Source organism: Exiguobacterium sp. s5, from assembly GCF_018618075.1.
Lineage (GTDB): Bacteria > Bacillota > Bacilli > Exiguobacteriales > Exiguobacteriaceae > Exiguobacterium > Exiguobacterium mexicanum_A.
Map to the genome: position 1 here is coordinate 145894 of NZ_JACSLK010000005.1, position 14559 is coordinate 160452.

At 54.5% G+C, this 14559-nt stretch carries 17 protein-coding genes and 1 riboswitch; of the genes, 7 read left to right on the forward strand and 10 right to left on the reverse strand.

From position 1 onward, the window contains the following. The first annotated feature begins 2 nt into the window (after nt 1-2). The 4 genes from KNP60_RS11620 to KNP60_RS11635 all read left to right on the forward strand — a co-directional run bounded on the left by KNP60_RS11620 (nt 3) and on the right by KNP60_RS11635 (nt 3752). Nucleotides 3-668 carry a response regulator transcription factor gene (locus KNP60_RS11620; RefSeq protein WP_214797531.1) on the forward strand — a complete coding sequence of 222 codons (666 nt, stop codon included), beginning with the start codon at nt 3-5 and terminating at the stop codon, nt 666-668. After that, a complete protein-coding gene (locus KNP60_RS11625; RefSeq protein WP_214797532.1) occupies nt 665-2011 on the forward strand; it encodes a sensor histidine kinase in 1347 nt (448 codons plus the stop codon). The genes KNP60_RS11620 and KNP60_RS11625 overlap by 4 nt, the downstream gene beginning before the upstream one ends. 68 nt (nt 2012-2079) lie before the next feature. Beyond that, nucleotides 2080-3087, forward strand: a complete 1008-nt coding sequence (locus KNP60_RS11630; RefSeq protein ID WP_138859379.1) for an ABC transporter permease — start codon at nt 2080-2082, stop codon at nt 3085-3087. Further along, nucleotides 3084-3752: an ABC transporter ATP-binding protein gene (locus KNP60_RS11635; RefSeq protein ID WP_138859378.1), complete on the forward strand. Its 669-nt coding sequence runs from the start codon at nt 3084-3086 to the stop codon at nt 3750-3752. The genes KNP60_RS11630 and KNP60_RS11635 overlap by 4 nt, the downstream gene beginning before the upstream one ends. A 21-nt stretch (nt 3753-3773) precedes the next feature. Here the strand turns inward: KNP60_RS11635 and KNP60_RS11640 are convergent, their stop codons facing one another. Continuing rightward, on the reverse strand, nt 3774-4202 hold the full coding sequence (locus KNP60_RS11640; protein ID WP_034777688.1) for a hypothetical protein: 429 nt from the start codon (nt 4200-4202) through the stop codon (nt 3774-3776). A gap of 189 nt (nt 4203-4391) precedes the next feature. On the opposite strand from KNP60_RS11640, the gene KNP60_RS11645 reads away from it, so the two are divergent. Continuing rightward, complete coding sequence (locus KNP60_RS11645; protein WP_214797533.1) at nt 4392-5291, forward strand: alpha/beta hydrolase; 900 nt, start codon at nt 4392-4394, stop codon at nt 5289-5291. Here the strand turns inward: KNP60_RS11645 and KNP60_RS11650 are convergent. Further along, complete coding sequence (locus KNP60_RS11650; RefSeq protein ID WP_214797534.1) at nt 5248-5946, reverse strand: CPBP family intramembrane glutamic endopeptidase; 699 nt, start codon at nt 5944-5946, stop codon at nt 5248-5250. The genes KNP60_RS11645 and KNP60_RS11650 overlap by 44 nt on opposite strands. 78 nt (nt 5947-6024) lie before the next feature. Here KNP60_RS11650 and KNP60_RS11655 point away from each other — a divergent pair, with 78 nt between their 5' ends. Together KNP60_RS11655 and KNP60_RS11660 are read left to right on the forward strand one after the other, a co-directional pair. Next, a complete protein-coding gene (locus tag KNP60_RS11655) occupies nt 6025-6717 on the forward strand; it encodes a lytic transglycosylase domain-containing protein (protein ID WP_251131393.1) in 693 nt (230 codons plus the stop codon). Between the two features lie 34 nt (nt 6718-6751). Further along, a complete protein-coding gene (locus tag KNP60_RS11660) occupies nt 6752-7339 on the forward strand; it encodes a DUF1643 domain-containing protein (RefSeq protein WP_214797535.1) in 588 nt (195 codons plus the stop codon). Nucleotides 7340-7354: 15 nt separating this feature from the next. Here the strand turns inward: KNP60_RS11660 and KNP60_RS11665 are convergent, their stop codons facing one another. The 8 genes from KNP60_RS11665 to rlmN all read right to left on the reverse strand — a co-directional run bounded on the left by KNP60_RS11665 (nt 7355) and on the right by rlmN (nt 14501). Further along, complete coding sequence (locus KNP60_RS11665; protein WP_214797536.1) at nt 7355-8089, reverse strand: energy-coupling factor transporter transmembrane component T family protein; 735 nt, start codon at nt 8087-8089, stop codon at nt 7355-7357. After that, nucleotides 8086-9417, reverse strand: a complete 1332-nt coding sequence (locus KNP60_RS11670) for an ABC transporter ATP-binding protein (RefSeq protein WP_214797537.1) — start codon at nt 9415-9417, stop codon at nt 8086-8088. Before KNP60_RS11670 ends, KNP60_RS11665 begins: the two co-directional genes overlap by 4 nt. Further along, the gene (locus KNP60_RS11675) at nt 9410-9985 is read right to left on the reverse strand and encodes an ECF transporter S component (protein WP_034777699.1); all 576 of its coding nucleotides are present in this window, start codon (nt 9983-9985) and stop codon (nt 9410-9412) included. The genes KNP60_RS11670 and KNP60_RS11675 overlap by 8 nt, the downstream gene beginning before the upstream one ends. Continuing rightward, entirely contained in the window at nt 9978-10571 is a 594-nt protein-coding gene (locus KNP60_RS11680) for a YkoF family thiamine/hydroxymethylpyrimidine-binding protein (protein WP_214753240.1), read from the reverse strand. Before KNP60_RS11680 ends, KNP60_RS11675 begins: the two co-directional genes overlap by 8 nt. Nucleotides 10572-10650: 79 nt before the next feature. Further along, nucleotides 10651-10751, reverse strand: a riboswitch (TPP riboswitch). A 62-nt stretch (nt 10752-10813) separates the two neighbouring features. After that, entirely contained in the window at nt 10814-12007 is a 1194-nt protein-coding gene (locus KNP60_RS11685; protein ID WP_214797538.1) for a GTP-binding protein, read from the reverse strand. A 101-nt stretch (nt 12008-12108) separates the two neighbouring features. Then, nucleotides 12109-12372, reverse strand: a complete 264-nt coding sequence (locus KNP60_RS11690) for a hypothetical protein (protein ID WP_034777704.1) — start codon at nt 12370-12372, stop codon at nt 12109-12111. A 12-nt stretch (nt 12373-12384) separates the two neighbouring features. Further along, nucleotides 12385-13266 carry an SMP-30/gluconolactonase/LRE family protein gene (locus KNP60_RS11695; RefSeq protein WP_034777705.1) on the reverse strand — a complete coding sequence of 294 codons (882 nt, stop codon included), beginning with the start codon at nt 13264-13266 and terminating at the stop codon, nt 12385-12387. Between the two features lie 173 nt (nt 13267-13439). After that, nucleotides 13440-14501: a dual-specificity RNA methyltransferase RlmN gene (rlmN, locus tag KNP60_RS11700; RefSeq protein ID WP_034777707.1), complete on the reverse strand. Its 1062-nt coding sequence runs from the start codon at nt 14499-14501 to the stop codon at nt 13440-13442. Nucleotides 14502-14559 lie beyond the last annotated feature (58 nt).

Consider the following 14559-nt stretch of genomic DNA (forward strand, 5'->3'; position numbering starts at 1 on the left):
CGATGCACGTACTGATTGTAGAGGACGATTTGGCTATCCTTCACCTCGTTGAGACCACGCTACAGCGAGCCGGACATACGGTGACAGCTGTCATGGATGGGGCCGACGCCGAGCGACTGTTTATGGCGAACCCTGCCGATGCCGCGATCATCGACATCTTGCTGCCGGGCCTCGACGGACGGACGCTCTGCTCACGTCTGAAGCAAATGACGGACATTCCCGTCATTTTATTGACCGCTCTCGGGGAATGGGAAGAAAAACGAAGCGGCTTCGAACACGGGGCCGATGATTATATGACAAAACCGTTCATCCCGGAAGAGCTGCTGTTCCGCCTTCAAGCCGTCGCAAAACGTTACGCCAAAAATGCGGCCACACTCGTCACAGTTGGACCGCTCAAGCTCGACTTGCGCGATTATCGCCTTGAACTGAACAGTGAGACGATCCACCTGCCGAAAAAGGAGTTCGAGCTGCTCTATCAGCTGGCGGCGTTCCCGGGCCGGGTGTTCACCCGGGATGAACTGATCGAACAAGTATGGGGCCTTGACTTTGAGGGCGACGACCGGACCGTCGACGTGCACATCAAACGGCTCCGAGGCCGCTTGCATGACGACACGATCACGATTCGAACGGTTCGGGGCGTCGGCTATACGCTCGAGGTCACGTTATGAAAACGCTCTATACCCGGATCGTCCTGACCGTGTTCATGATTTTGCTCTTGTCCGGCGCCATCGCCCTTCTCGTCAGCAATGTCGCCTATTACGTCTGGTGGCAGCCGTCCTACAGCGAAAAGACCGAACAGACGGCACAAGCCGCCCTTGACTACTTCGAGACGCATACGGACGGTGAGCCATCGGCCTTTTATCGATTGCTCGCTCAGACGGGCTATCAACTCCTCGTCGTACGTCCTGACGGTGAGGTCGACCGCTATGGAGGTTCGTTCCGGGACGAGCAACTCGACGAAGCCGTCATCGCCTCGGTCCGGTCCGGCGAACGCTACGACGGGATGCGCGCTTATCCGTTCCACTTGTTTTGGCTCGGCTTGTTCGACAATGAAGTCGTCAACACGTATGGCTTCAGCCTGGACGGGGAAGATGCCGTCTTCATCCGCCCCGACCTTGGCGCCCAAATCCGAGAATTGCACTTGTTCGTCGGCTTGTTCTTTGCACTCCTGACCGGCCTCGCCTTCATCTTGATCGCCCTATCGACAAGCCTGATCGTCCGACCGGTGCGCACATTGACAGATGCGACCCGCTCCGTCGCATCCGGGGCCCGTCCGCTCGATCTCCCGACCGAGCGCAACGATGAGATTGGAACCCTCGCCCGTCGTTTCTCTGACATGGTCGACTCACTGGAGAAATCCGAGGGTGAACGGCGTCGCTTCGTCTCAAGCGTCTCGCACGAATTCCAAACACCGCTCACCTCAATCAAAGGCTACGCCTCGGAACTGGCCGCCCGAACCGAAGGGGACGCCTTGATGTATGCCGGGATCATTCGTGACGAGACGGATCGCCTCTCGGATTTGACAAAACAGTTGCTCCTGCTCGCCCGGCTCGACGAGTCGAACGTGTCGCTCTCCGAACAAGTCGATGTGAGCGCATCGATCGAGGACGTCATTCGTCGCCATGCGTTCCAGCTGGATGAGAAAGGGATCGCCGTCGCGACAGAGCTTGACACATCGCTCGTCGTGACCGGCGACCCGCTCTTATTGGCCCAAGTCTGGACCAACTTGTTGACGAACGCGATTCACGCCTCTCATGACGGGGGGCTGATCACCATCAAAGCGTATGCAGCCGATCGTCCGACTGTCTCGATTCAAGATGCCGGCGTCGGAATGGATGAGGCGACGCAGTCACGCCTATTCGAACGTTTCTATAAAGGAGACGTCTCTCGGACCGGCCGGGGCACCGGTCTCGGACTTGCTATTGCCCAAGACATCGTCCGCCTGCATGGCGGTGAGATGACGGTCGAATCCCATCTCGGGACAGGAAGCACCTTTTACGTCCGGTTTTAGTCCCGTTCATATTCTGTTCATATCCGTCAGTTATGCTTCCTTCATCGCTATGAAGGAGGCTTTTTTGTATGAATTTAGCATTTAAAGAAATGTGGCGGCAAAAACGAAAATTTTCATTAATTTTTGTCATCACCCTACTAATCGTCTTATTGTCGACGTTGATCACCGGGCTTGCCGATGGGCTCGCCTATGACAACGGGGCCAGTTTGCGTGAACTCGACACCGAGACGTTTCAGTTGGCTGAGGATGCGGACGGGCAACTGACCCGCTCGTTCATCGAACTGCCGACGCCAGAAACGCTTACACCGCTCGGGGTCAAACCGTTGACACTCGTCGATGGGACCGTGAAACAGGACGCCACGCTATTCACGTTACCGCGGGATTCTGACATCGGGCCCGCCCTCGACCTCGCCGTCGGCGAAGTCCTCGTCGATCCAAGCTTTCTCGGGGACTTTAAACTCGGGGACACGATTCAAGATTTCACGACCGGCTACTCATTCACCATCGCGGGGACGACGGACGGACGTTACAGTCATGCACCCGTCATGTGGGCATCGATGGAGACGTGGGAGGCGTTCCAGGCAGACAGCGGACAACCCGAATACGTCTCGGCCTGGCTCGGGGAAACTGAGACGTCGCTCGCAACGCTCTCCAAACAAGACGTCGTCGAGGCCGTACCGGGCTATACAGCCGAACAAGGCACGTTCACGATGATGCGCGGCTTCTTGTTGTTCATCGGTGCGTTCATCTTGACCGCATTCTTTTATATGTTGACGCTCCAGAAACTGCCAGAACTCGGAATTTTGAAAGCGATCGGGATTCGCCCTCGTGTGATCGGCACGGCGCTCGTCACGCAAGTCATGGCAACGGTGCTCGTCGCGAGCCTGTCGGCAGCCGCCTTGACGGCCCTCGTCGCCTCGTTCGTCCCAACCGATATCCCATTCCGTTTCGATGCGGGACATGTGCTGCTCTACAGTGTGATCATGTTCGGGCTCTCACTCATCGGTACGTTGTTACCGCTTTGGAAACTGCGTCACCTTGACGCCGCCGACGCTTTAGGAGGGACATTACAATGAAATTGATGAACATCAGCCACGCCTATGACGGACAATCTGTGTTGCGTGGAATCGATTTGCAGGTCGATGCCGGGGAATGTATCGGCATCATCGGACCGAGCGGCAGCGGGAAAAGTACCTTGCTCCAAATTCTCGGACTATTGAAACGACCGGTCTCGGGACAGGTCGAGCTCGAAGGACGAGACTTGCTCGGGGCCACTGAAGAAGAGCGACGCCTCTTGAGACTGAACGAAATCGGATTTGTGTTCCAGCAAGCACATCTCGTCCCTTACTTGACGGTCCGGGAACAACTCGAGCTCGTCCAGGCCGAGAGCGAGTCGAAACAAGATCCGATTCGGCTGCTCGACGCGCTCGGTTTGGGGCATCGTCTCGACCAGTTGCCAGGGCAACTGTCCGGAGGCGAACGTCAACGTGTCGCGGTCGCTCGGGCCTTGGTCAATCGCCCCCGACTGATTTTGGCCGATGAGCCGACGGCGAGCCTCGATTATGAGAATGGCCGACGGGTGATGGAGTTGCTCGTTACTGAGGCACGGATGAGTGCGCGACGGGTCATCGTTATCACCCATGACGAACGGATGCTCGACGTCTGTGACCGGGTCCTCATGCTTCAGGACGGCCTGCTCCAACCGTCGCCCCGACATCAAAACAGGGAAGACCGCGATTGAGGCGGCCTTCCCTGTTGTTTGTCAGATGACGTGCGCGTGAAGTGGCTCCTCAATCGATGCACTTACGAGTTTTCCTAAATGATGCGTCAACCAGGCGTTGAAACCGATGATGAGTGTCATGTTCCCATGCTCGTCGATTCCGGCCGAATCGACCCGGATTAGTCTTTCCTCGATATGTTGCGAGACGAGAGTGATGCGGGCGAGCGCTAGGACTGATTGGAAGACCTCGTCCGCCGATGACCCAATCGCTTGCGCCACGTCCGACACGGACAGTTCAATCGGTCGTGCCGGCTCAAGCACATAGCGGTCAATCAGCACATCGAGTACCATCGCATGCTGACGATGGCCGTTGACCGGGGCACGATAGAAGGTCACCCCTTCGGCGGTCTTGTAATCCACCTGCCCCGTCAAGCACGCGTGCAGCAACTGATCCATCACCTCTCGCCCCATCGCTTCGTCTCCTCCCGCTTCACCTTGATGATTGTCTGGTTCCATCATAGCAAGACGATACTGCTCAAACGAACGGGACAATCATCGGTATGTCCCTTGCTTAACGGCATGAACCCGCCGTCAAACCGACACTGCGGGTGAACTATCGTCACGTTTTCGGGTACAATAATGGAGAAAGGAGCGGTTCAGATGCAGAAGAGATGGAAAGTTGGACTTGCAACACTATTCACCGGCTACTATGCCATCAGTTATTATGCGTTCAAGCGCATGACGCGAGGCAAACGCAAGACGCCAGAGATGCTCTTGGCCCCGTATACGAAAGAAGATCAATCGTTTTATCATGACGTGCCGTTCGAGCACGTCTCGCTCCGTTCTCAGGATGGCTACCGGCTGTATGGACGCGTCTACCGCAATGAAGGGTCGACGAAATGGATCGTGTTCGTTCACGGCTATACCGCCTCCCACAGTTTCATGGCCCCGCATTTGGCGATGTTCCATCGCCTCGGGTACAACCTGCTCGCTGTCGACTTGAGATCGCACGGTGAGTCAGAGGGCGTATACGCCTCTTATGGTTTCCACGAAAAGCATGACATCACCGATTGGGTCGACTGGTTGCGGGCCAATGAAGTGGTCACGGAAGTCGGGTTGCACGGTGTCTCGATGGGAGCTGCCTCGATTTTACAGGCCGGACCGTTAACCGACGTCGACTTCTTGATCGCCGAATGTCCGTTTGACGATATGAGACAGCTCATGCGCCATCAGCTGAACGTGTTGCACCGGTTGCCCGGGGACCTGCTCTTGCCAGGGATCAACTATTTCTTGTGGACGCGGGCCGGTTTCCGGATGCATCAAGTCCGGCCCAAACACGATCTCGCCGCGATTGACGCGCCCGTCTTGTTCATCCACGGAACGAAAGATGATTTCGTGCCGACGTGGATGTCGGTCGAGATGAACGCGCTCAACCGGCAAAACGAGTTAGCCCTCATCCATGGGGCCGAGCACACAAACTGTATCTTGAAAGATCAACCCGCCTATGAGGCGGCCGTCAGTCAGTTTCTGCATCGACGACATGAATCGGCCCGGCGATAAGGTCGAGTAAGGCATGGACGACCATCACTGGCCATAATACACCCATCGCCAAGTACAAATAGCCGAGTCCCCAGCCGACGATCCCGGTGACCAGGACGCCCCTGACGCCTTGATAAGCGTGGGCCAACCCGAACAAGGCGCCGCCGATGAAGGCGAGTGTCAGGGATGAGACGTCAAGATAGAGACTGACGGTGTAGAGGAGCACACCACGGAAGATGAACTCCTCGGTCACACCTGCCGTCCACGAGACGGCGCTCCAGGCCTTCGCCTCAATATCCGTCCGCGGCAAGAGCAACCGCTCGATTTCGAGCTCATAGTACGGACGTAACCGCCGCCGTAACCGAGACGAGGTTTTGACGAGCAAGTAAAACGCCAGCAGCACGGAGATGAGGATGGTCGTGAAAAAGAAAAACTTCCAAGCGGACATGTCCCCTTCGAGCGGGGCGAATCCGAGACCGACCATGTCTGGCGGGACGCCGAACAAGAAGACGAGGGCGAGCAAAAGCAGGCTGAGCCCCCACGACGACTTGACTGTCTGTTCATAGACACGTCCACGACCGAGCGTTTCGATCATCGGCTTCATCAACCGGGCGTTGAACAATTGAACGATCAACAAATACATGAGAATGATGGTAAAGACGGCCTGTTCGAGCATCTATATCCACTCCTGTCCTTCCTGTTAGCTATATGCTACACTATTCGGGTATTGTCTAGAAAGCTAGGAGGCGGAATCTTGAAACGATTGATTTTGCGACTGACCGGTCTCATGCTTGTGATCGTGCTGTGCCTCGGCGCAATCGGCTGGTTTGGTCAACATGATAAAGTGAACAACGCCCTGTACCGGGCCTATTACGGGGACCATGGCGTCCCGTCCGTCCATCGCGATGTGTATGAGGATGCCGCGGCCACGTATGACGTCGATTGGCGCTTACTTGCCGCCGTCCATCGCGTCGAGACAATTTTCTCCCACAGTTCATCGATGCGTTCATCGGTCGGGGCGATCGGACCGTTCCAATTCATGCCGCGGACGTGGCTCGGTTGGCAATATGACACGGACGATCAAAAAGGCGATGTCCCTGAGGACGAAGTCGATTTGACGGATCTCGCGCTCATCGAACAGTACGGCGGTCTCGGACGCGATGGCAACAATGATGGCAAAGCCGACCCGCACAGTCTCGTCGACTCGGCCCATACGGCCGCTTACTATTTGAGCGAGCACGGCGGGACGAAGGCAGACACGACGGACTCGATTCGAAACGCCATCTTCGAGTACAACCGCAGTGAACAGTATGTCAATGATGTGATGTCGTTTTATGAGTCATATCAAACCGATGTGTCTTATTTACCGGATGACAAGGCGTCGGCAACCCAAAGTGTCGCGCGCTACACAATCCGCTACTTGGAATGGTTCTCAGGCTGGGTCTGACCCGGCACTATTTGATTAAAAGTGAGGAAACCTTATGAACACCCATATCGAGGAAGTGACGATTCGTGTCAAGTCGGTCTTCAATGAGGACAAGACGAAGCGCTACTTGCGTTCGTACGAATTCACAGATGTCGTCGACGGCGTCATCTGTGCCGTCATCATCTATTCGCCACGGATGAGCGATGCTTTCTTGTCCGGTACGACAACGCAGCGGGCGTATATGCTCATGCGGAACCATCTCGATCAACCGATCCGTGAGATGCGCGTCATCAGCCTCGTCCCGACACTCGCCATCAATGACAATCTGCCGTACGTCGAATCGCAACTCGACGAAGTCAACTTTCATTACGTTGAGGAAACGCTCGACGAGGTCGAGGTGAGCGGAGGTATGATTATCGTCGGCTGGGGCTCTCCGGGACGCTTGATGCATCATGCCACCCCGTATAAGGCGCTCTTTGCCGACCATGAGGCGCATATGTTCTGTATCGGCACGACTTCCAAAGGCGAGCCGCAACAGATTCGTATGGCCAACGAGAACACCGTGCTCGAGGCGTTCAATAACGAATCGATCAAACCGAAATTTAGAATTGTAAAAGAGACGAAACAAGACGACTCCGAGTGAGTCGTCTTGTTTCGTTTATATGCCAATCCATACGCTCACTCCAAACAATAGGAGCAAAAGCGACGCCAACAGAAAGTCGTTCCTGGTGACGGGGACAACCTCGTACGTCGCTCGAGGTTCCCCCGTAAACCCACGTGCTTCCATCGAGAACGCGATTCGTTCCGCTTGGCGAATAGATCCAGCAAGAAGCGGAACGATTAATTTGGGGACGTGGCGGATGTGATCGAGTCTCGTCTCCAAACGTACGCCTCGTAGCGCATGCGTTTCATATAGTTGCATCAGTTCTTTTTTTAGAATCGGAAAGAAACGAAAACCGACGAAGACACTATATGCGATTTTTGGTGATAGCTTTCCTTGTTGCATCAAACTGTAGACGAACCGTTTCGGGTCCGTCGTCAGCGTGAACAGAAGCGACATGGCTGTGAATGCCAACACACGTAAGGAGAGCGTCGCTGCTAGCATCACATTCTCATCGGTCACATCATTGCCAAACAGCTTGAACACGACATCTCCGCTTGATTGCTTTCCAAAGACGAGCGTCGTCCACAATGTCCCGAGCGCGGTGAATAAGAATGGGATCATGAACAACCCCCATCTTCTCCAGCTCACGGCAGAGAATAGCGTTTGAAGTGTAACTGTTCCGAGAAAAACAGCAAGCGGAGTCCAAGGGTTATACATGAAGGCGAGACCGAACATGAGACATGCCACGGTCAGAAATTTAATCGTCGGGTTCATCTCATGAAATGTCATCGCGATTCCTCCATCAATAAGCCGTGGGTGCGTAGTAATTCTTTTTCATCCCAGAGTGAAGCGTCATATGGCCCACTCAAGTCGCCGTCACACATCAAATAATATGTGTTCGCAATCCGCGCGAAGCTGAGGTCGTGCGTCACAAACAAAATCGTCTGGCCGGATCGTGTTCGTTCGACCATTAAGTCATAGAGCGCACGAAGCGATACCTCGTCTTGTCCGGCAGTCGGTTCATCAAACGCAATCAGTTGTTTATTAGACAGCATCATCACTCCGATGGCGAGCCTTCGTTTTTGACCGTGACTAAGGGAGAGTGGATGGTGGTCACGCACTGATTCGAGCCCGAGCCGCGTTGAGACGTCCTCAATCGGGCGATTATGGCCATATGCGAGTTCTCGAGTCACATCATTCGTAACGAATAGATGCGCCGGTGATTGCGGGACGAGGCCGACTTTACGCTGTTTCCGGGCTAGGCTTCGCAGCCATGTCGACTTTCCGCTACCATTTCGACCGAGCACCGCAATGAGATCACCCTCAGCGACCTTTAACTCGCTCGCTGCTAATTGAAATGTTTTTCGTTTTAATTCCGGTATGTGAAATAACATTTCCTTTCCTCGTTCAACTTTAATTGGAGAGAACGCATAATCCGGTCGGACGATGAACGGCCCATCATAGTCGATGCGCCCGTTCACGAGCTTCACTTGTCGGTCAAAGAAATCACCCCATATGTATGGCCGATGCTCGATGACGACAACGTTTACGGTCTGTGCGACGCCGTCGAGCCAACGGACGAAATGATGGGCGGTCTCAGGATCGAGGTGAGCGAGCGGCTCATCGAGGAGGAGCCACTCGGGGCGGCCAATCAAGGCACAAGCGACGGCAATTTGCTGCTTCTCTCCCCCCGATAGATCATGGATGGTACGGTGACGATAATCGGTCAAATGCAACGCCTCTAACATTGTGGTGACACGGGCCATCATCTCGTCTCTCGCGACGGCAAAGTTTTCGAGCGTGAAAATCAATTCTTCTTCGACCGTCTGCATGACGAACTGACTGTCCGGGTCCTGAAAGACCGTTCCGACGCGCCGGTTCACTTCGCCAGCTTCATACGTATCATAAGAGCGATCGAACAAGTGCAATCTGCCCGTCACGATGCCATCACAATTGTCCGGATAGAGACGATTCATCAAAGCGAGCAATGTTGATTTTCCCGACCCACTTGCCCCTGTAATGACCGTTCTCCCTTTTGTTAGACGTAGTGTGATATCCGTCAAGACATCGCATTTCTTGTTCGGATAACGAAATGTCAGATGTTCTGCCTCAACCATGCATACGGTCCTGTCGCGCGAGAGCATACCCATCAAGCGCGCCCGTCCGAAGCAACAAGTCGCTCAAAATCTTACCGCCCAGACCAGCAATCAACATCCCGCTCGTTGCGCGTAGTGCGAACATCGTAGCCACATATGTCGGACTGAGGGCATTGAGCCCTCCCATGACGTACGTATATGCGAAACTTGTCACAGCAGCACTGAATCCGGCGAGCATGAGCACCCAAAGATCATAGCGTTTATAACCCGTCAAAGCGAACGCCGCTTCGGCGCCGATCCCTTGAACGATCCCGACTAAAATGATGCGCGGTCCGATGGCGTTGCCAATCATCATCTCAATCGTCGCCGCAAGCACTTCGGACAAGAATGCAGCCCCAGGCTTGCGAATGATATAAGCTGCGATAATCGAGACGATGAACCATATCCCAAAAATCCATTCGTAGGCGATTGGTCCAATCAGACCGGCCCACAAGTTCCCAGCATGGACGAACGCCAAATAGACCACCGCGAACACGACCGATAAAATCGACAACAAGACGATCTCTTTTAACTTCCACGATTTAAGCATCCATGCGTCCCTCGTGTGACGGACTATTCACGCTGAACGTCACCGTCATGACGACGTGGCTTGTCTTCTGTCGGACGCGATCAAACGTCGCCTCATAGAAAGCGAACACCGGCTCGATGTCCCCATGTATACCTGAGGCGTAATGCATCGAGTCATTGAAGACACCTCGCTCTTTCGCAAAAGCGATTTCTTCGTAGATGATGTCCATATAGTCGTCATCACCGAGCGGATAGAGCGCGAACTGTGAGGAGACATATTGCGGACCGACGGGACCATTAAGCGGTTCGCTCGACACAACGAGCACTTCATCTCCGGCCGTATCCCCTGGACACCCGACCGAGAACGTCCCGCTCATCGACACATGTTCCCCTGTCTTCGTCGCGTGTGACAGCACGGTCTTAGCCACATCGAATACATGCTCACTTCGTCCACGGATGACCGTCGACACGTCATCGGTATGTCGCCAGACGTTTTGTAAATCCGTCTCCTTCAACGCCCCTTTGATGATGCTCACGAAATCAGTCGTCATCGGGCTCAGTGTAAAGCGGAACCCGACGATCGGGCTCGTTCCACATTGTTTGTTCATGTTCTATTCCCCCTTATTATGTGTACACAAAAAAGCCGCATCCATGAGAATGCGGCCACTCGTCCAATTTTAATCCATTAGAAAAAGTGCCACACTTCCTCACGCCGGTATTACCCGGATCGAGTCATAAGGGATTGGAGCCATGCTCACATCTCAGCCGAAGCACCCCTAGTGTAGTCCAATGTATGCGGTTGTTTATGCAAGAATCAGTATAGACGACCGCTTTCATTTTGTAAACGGTCTTATGAGAACGTGACGACCTCGTTCCCCGGAAGTGTGTCCCGGAGCGTCGACCAATCCAGCGCCATCTCCTCATCTGTCAGCAGACAGTGATCGAGCTCTTGTTCGATGATGGCTCGATCCATCCGCTGCCCAATCAAGACGAGCTCCGTCTGTCGGTCCCCGTACGGCTCGACATAGTCGGCGGCGAGTTCCGGTTCGGCCGTGAACATGTGACGACGCTCATCTTCCGGAAGCGTCGCGAGCCAGCGCCCGGCATGTTCGAGCGTCGAGGCGTAACCCGCTTGTGAAAACAGACAGGCGAGGTCGTTCCGGGAAGCAATCCATAAGAACCCTTTCGCGCGGACGATTTCTTCCGGAAACGCCTCGATCCAGGCATGGAGACGCTCCGGGTGGAACGGCCGACGCCGACGATAGACGAATGAACTGATGCCGTATTCTTCCGTCTCCGGCGTGTGCACATCTGTCTCAAGTTCTTGAATCCACCCGGCCGCATGCATCGCCTGTTCGAAATCGAACAAATTGACATCCAACAGCTCGGTCAATTCCACGTTCGCATGGACAGACGTCAACAGCTTCGCGGTTGGGTTGAGCGCCTTCAACAGTCCGGTCATCTCGCCGAGTTCGGTCTCGGTCACGCGATCCGCCTTGTTTAAGACGATGATATCGGCGAATTCGACTTGGTCGACGAGTAGGTCGACGACTTCGCGGACGTCCGTCGCCTCAATCGCCTGATTACGTTCATGGAGCGACTCGCCCGAGTTGAAATCTGTTAAGAACCGAAACGCATCGACGACGGTCACCATCGCATCGATATAGACTCGGCTCGTCAAATCGATGCCGAGGGCGTCATCGGCATATGTAAACGTTTGGGCGACCGGGATCGGCTCTGAGATACCGGACGACTCGATGATGATTCCGTCGAGGTCAAGGTCGTTCGCAAGCTCTGCTACCGCCTCGAGCAGGTCCTCACGGAGCGTGCAACAGATGCAGCCGTTCGATAGTTCGACCAACTTTTCGTCCGTCCTCGAAAAACCGCCCTGTTCAATCAATCGCTCATCGATATTCAACTCGCTCATGTCGTTGACGATGACGGCGTATTTCTTGCCCGTCCGATTGTTCAATATGTGGTTCAATAGTGTCGTCTTACCGCTTCCTAAATAACCGGACAGCACGGTGATCGGGATTCGTCTCATTCTACCCACTCCTAAATAGTAATCATTACTTTTTAGATATTGACGGGTCGGTGACGTCTTGTCAAGAAAAAACACGCCCGTTTCCGGACGTGTTCTCCTGCCTATTCTTCTAACGCCTTGCGTTCGGCCTCTGAGCGTGGATAGGCGTTCGCCTGCCATTCGGCTCGATAAATCGAGTCGAGCTGGGTCAGACCGACCTCATCCGCGTCCTTGTCGGCATCCACACTCGGCGTCTCATCCCACCGCGGATTCAAATACGTATGATCGTCTTCCCGATTCGCTTCCAACAGCTTTTGAATCCCGACCCGAGCGACCGCCGCGAGCGCCAAACCGATTCCCGCACGAACGAGCAATCGTTTTACCATCTTCGTACCTCCTTATCGACCAAACCGATAGAGCGGCATCCCTTTCACATCTGTATCAATTTTAAAGACCGAACCTGCGTCCGGATGGGCCTCGAGCGCCGCGTCATCCATCCCTTCGCGCGCCGTCGTGATGGCAAGTTGTTTCAAGTCATCACCGACGAAACAGCATGACGTGACATTCGGGGCCGGCACGAGCACCTCGAGCACTTTTTCACCCGTCTTCGGATTCCAGCGCGAGACGCGTCCGCCCGCGAAGTGGGCAATCCATAAAAAGCCGTCCTCATCGGAGGTCATGCCGTCCGGGAATCCTTCCTCATCTTTGAAATCGATGACGACTTCCCCATCCCCGAGTGTTCCTGTTTTCAAGTCGAACGGGTATTTGCGGACCGTCTCGGTCGGTGTATCGATATGGTAGAACGTCGAGTGGTCCGGAGACCATGTCAGACCGTTCGACAGCGTCAGTTCACTGAGCATGACCTCGGTCGTGCCGTCACGGTTCAAGCGATAGAGCGTCGCCTCGTTCTCCTCGTCGTTGAGATGAAGCGTCCCAGCAAAGATTCGTCCGTATGGGTCGGCCTTTCCGTCGTTGAAGCGAAGATCCCCTTCCGGGTCATCGAGTTCGACGAGTTTATCGAGTCGTTTCGATCCCTCGTCCCATTCATAGATGCCGTCTTTCAAGCCGACGACGACGCCGTCTGTCACTTTCGGGACCGCAAACCCGATCTGTTGTCCCATATCGAACGATGACAGCTCGTCTTCCTTTTCGTCGTACCACCAAAGTGTGTGTCCTTCGATGTCGACCCAATAGAACCGTTTCAGTTCAGCATCCCAACACGGGCCTTCCCCAAGTGTATTTCTGACTCGAATCCATAACGCAGCGTTTACTGTCTCCATTGAATTGCCTCCACTCTCTACATTGATTTCAACTGACTATTCCCTGAGCGGACGAGGTCTATTCAAGATTTTTCAAAATCGTTCCGCAGAGTTAGGGGCGATGTCCGTCTTTCCTTCGCCGGAGCGGCTCTATGAAAAAAAACTCCTTGAATCATTCGATTCAAGGAGTCCACTTATTTCGCACCTTCGACGTTCATATGTTTACTGCGCAACTGGCCGCATGCCGCATCGATGTCAGTCCCGTGTTCAAGGCGGACACCGGTGTTGATGCCACGCTTCTTCAAGACATCATAGAACGCCATGATGTCCTCCGAGGTACTGCGCTCGTATTGGATATGCTCGTTGACCGGGTTATACGGGATCAAGTTGACGTACGACTTGTCCTTAATATCGTCGATGAGCGCCGCCAATTCCTCGGCGTGCTCCGGTAGATCGTTCACTTTCGACAGGAGAATATATTCGAACGTGATTCGTTTGTTCGTCTTCTCGACGTAATACCGGATGGCCGGCATGAGCTTGTCGAGCGGGAACGCCCGGTTGATTTTCATGATTTGCGTCCGTAGCGCGTCGTTAGGCGCATGGAGCGACAGCGCCAAGTTGATGCGCAAATCGAGGTCCGCGAACTTGTAAATCTTGTCGGCGAGTCCGCTCGTCGAGACGTTGATTTTACGCGGCGCGATCGCGAGACCGCGCTCGTCCTTGACGACACGCAGGAAGTCGACCAAGTTGTCAAAGTTATCGAACGGTTCGCCGATCCCCATGACGACGATATGGCTGACCCGGGCCCCTTCGCCGACTTCGTCCAAGTAGTGTTGCACGGTCATGATTTGTTCGACGACTTCGCCCGCCGTCAAATCACGTGTCTTCTTCAAGAGACCGCTCGCACAGAAGCTGCAGCCGATATTGCACCCGACCTGCGTCGTCACACAGACCGAACGGCCGTACTTATGTCGCATGAGCACCGTCTCGATATAGTGCCCGTCGTGTAGTTTAAGTAAAAATTTGACCGTCCCGTCGCCCGCCTCTTGTTTGACGAACAGGTCTTGCGTCGAGATGACGTATTCGGCGGCGATCGCCTCACGCACCTCGGCCCGTACCGAGATGTCCTCGATTTGTTTCACTCGGTCGATGTAGAGCGAGTCCCAGATTTGTCTCGCATGGAAGGCGCTGTATCCCCAAGAGACACACGCTTCTGTCAGCTGATCGAACGTCAGCCCGTATATAGATGGTTTCATTGCTATCTGTCCTTTCTTCAATCCGCATACGTACCATTGTAGCGGACGTGGACGACGG

What these genes read in the sequence shown, in the direction of transcription:
- KNP60_RS11620 (WP_214797531.1), top strand. Translation starts at nt 3, where the DNA reads ATGCACGTACTGATTGTAGAGGACGATTTGGCTATCCTTCACCTCGTT.
- KNP60_RS11625 (WP_214797532.1), top strand. Translation starts at nt 665, where the DNA reads ATGAAAACGCTCTATACCCGGATCGTCCTGACCGTGTTCATGATTTTG.
- KNP60_RS11630 (WP_138859379.1), top strand. Translation starts at nt 2,080, where the DNA reads ATGAATTTAGCATTTAAAGAAATGTGGCGGCAAAAACGAAAATTTTCA.
- KNP60_RS11635 (WP_138859378.1), top strand. Translation starts at nt 3,084, where the DNA reads ATGAAATTGATGAACATCAGCCACGCCTATGACGGACAATCTGTGTTG.
- KNP60_RS11640 (WP_034777688.1), bottom strand. Translation starts at nt 4,202, where the DNA reads ATGGGGCGAGAGGTGATGGATCAGTTGCTGCACGCGTGCTTGACGGGG.
- KNP60_RS11645 (WP_214797533.1), top strand. Translation starts at nt 4,392, where the DNA reads ATGCAGAAGAGATGGAAAGTTGGACTTGCAACACTATTCACCGGCTAC.
- KNP60_RS11650 (WP_214797534.1), bottom strand. Translation starts at nt 5,946, where the DNA reads ATGCTCGAACAGGCCGTCTTTACCATCATTCTCATGTATTTGTTGATC.
- KNP60_RS11660 (WP_214797535.1), top strand. Translation starts at nt 6,752, where the DNA reads ATGAACACCCATATCGAGGAAGTGACGATTCGTGTCAAGTCGGTCTTC.
- KNP60_RS11665 (WP_214797536.1), bottom strand. Translation starts at nt 8,089, where the DNA reads ATGACATTTCATGAGATGAACCCGACGATTAAATTTCTGACCGTGGCA.
- KNP60_RS11670 (WP_214797537.1), bottom strand. Translation starts at nt 9,417, where the DNA reads ATGGTTGAGGCAGAACATCTGACATTTCGTTATCCGAACAAGAAATGC.
- KNP60_RS11675 (WP_034777699.1), bottom strand. Translation starts at nt 9,985, where the DNA reads ATGCTTAAATCGTGGAAGTTAAAAGAGATCGTCTTGTTGTCGATTTTA.
- KNP60_RS11680 (WP_214753240.1), bottom strand. Translation starts at nt 10,571, where the DNA reads ATGAACAAACAATGTGGAACGAGCCCGATCGTCGGGTTCCGCTTTACA.
- KNP60_RS11685 (WP_214797538.1), bottom strand. Translation starts at nt 12,007, where the DNA reads ATGAGACGAATCCCGATCACCGTGCTGTCCGGTTATTTAGGAAGCGGT.
- KNP60_RS11690 (WP_034777704.1), bottom strand. Translation starts at nt 12,372, where the DNA reads ATGGTAAAACGATTGCTCGTTCGTGCGGGAATCGGTTTGGCGCTCGCG.
- KNP60_RS11695 (WP_034777705.1), bottom strand. Translation starts at nt 13,266, where the DNA reads ATGGAGACAGTAAACGCTGCGTTATGGATTCGAGTCAGAAATACACTT.
- rlmN (WP_034777707.1), bottom strand. Translation starts at nt 14,501, where the DNA reads ATGAAACCATCTATATACGGGCTGACGTTCGATCAGCTGACAGAAGCG.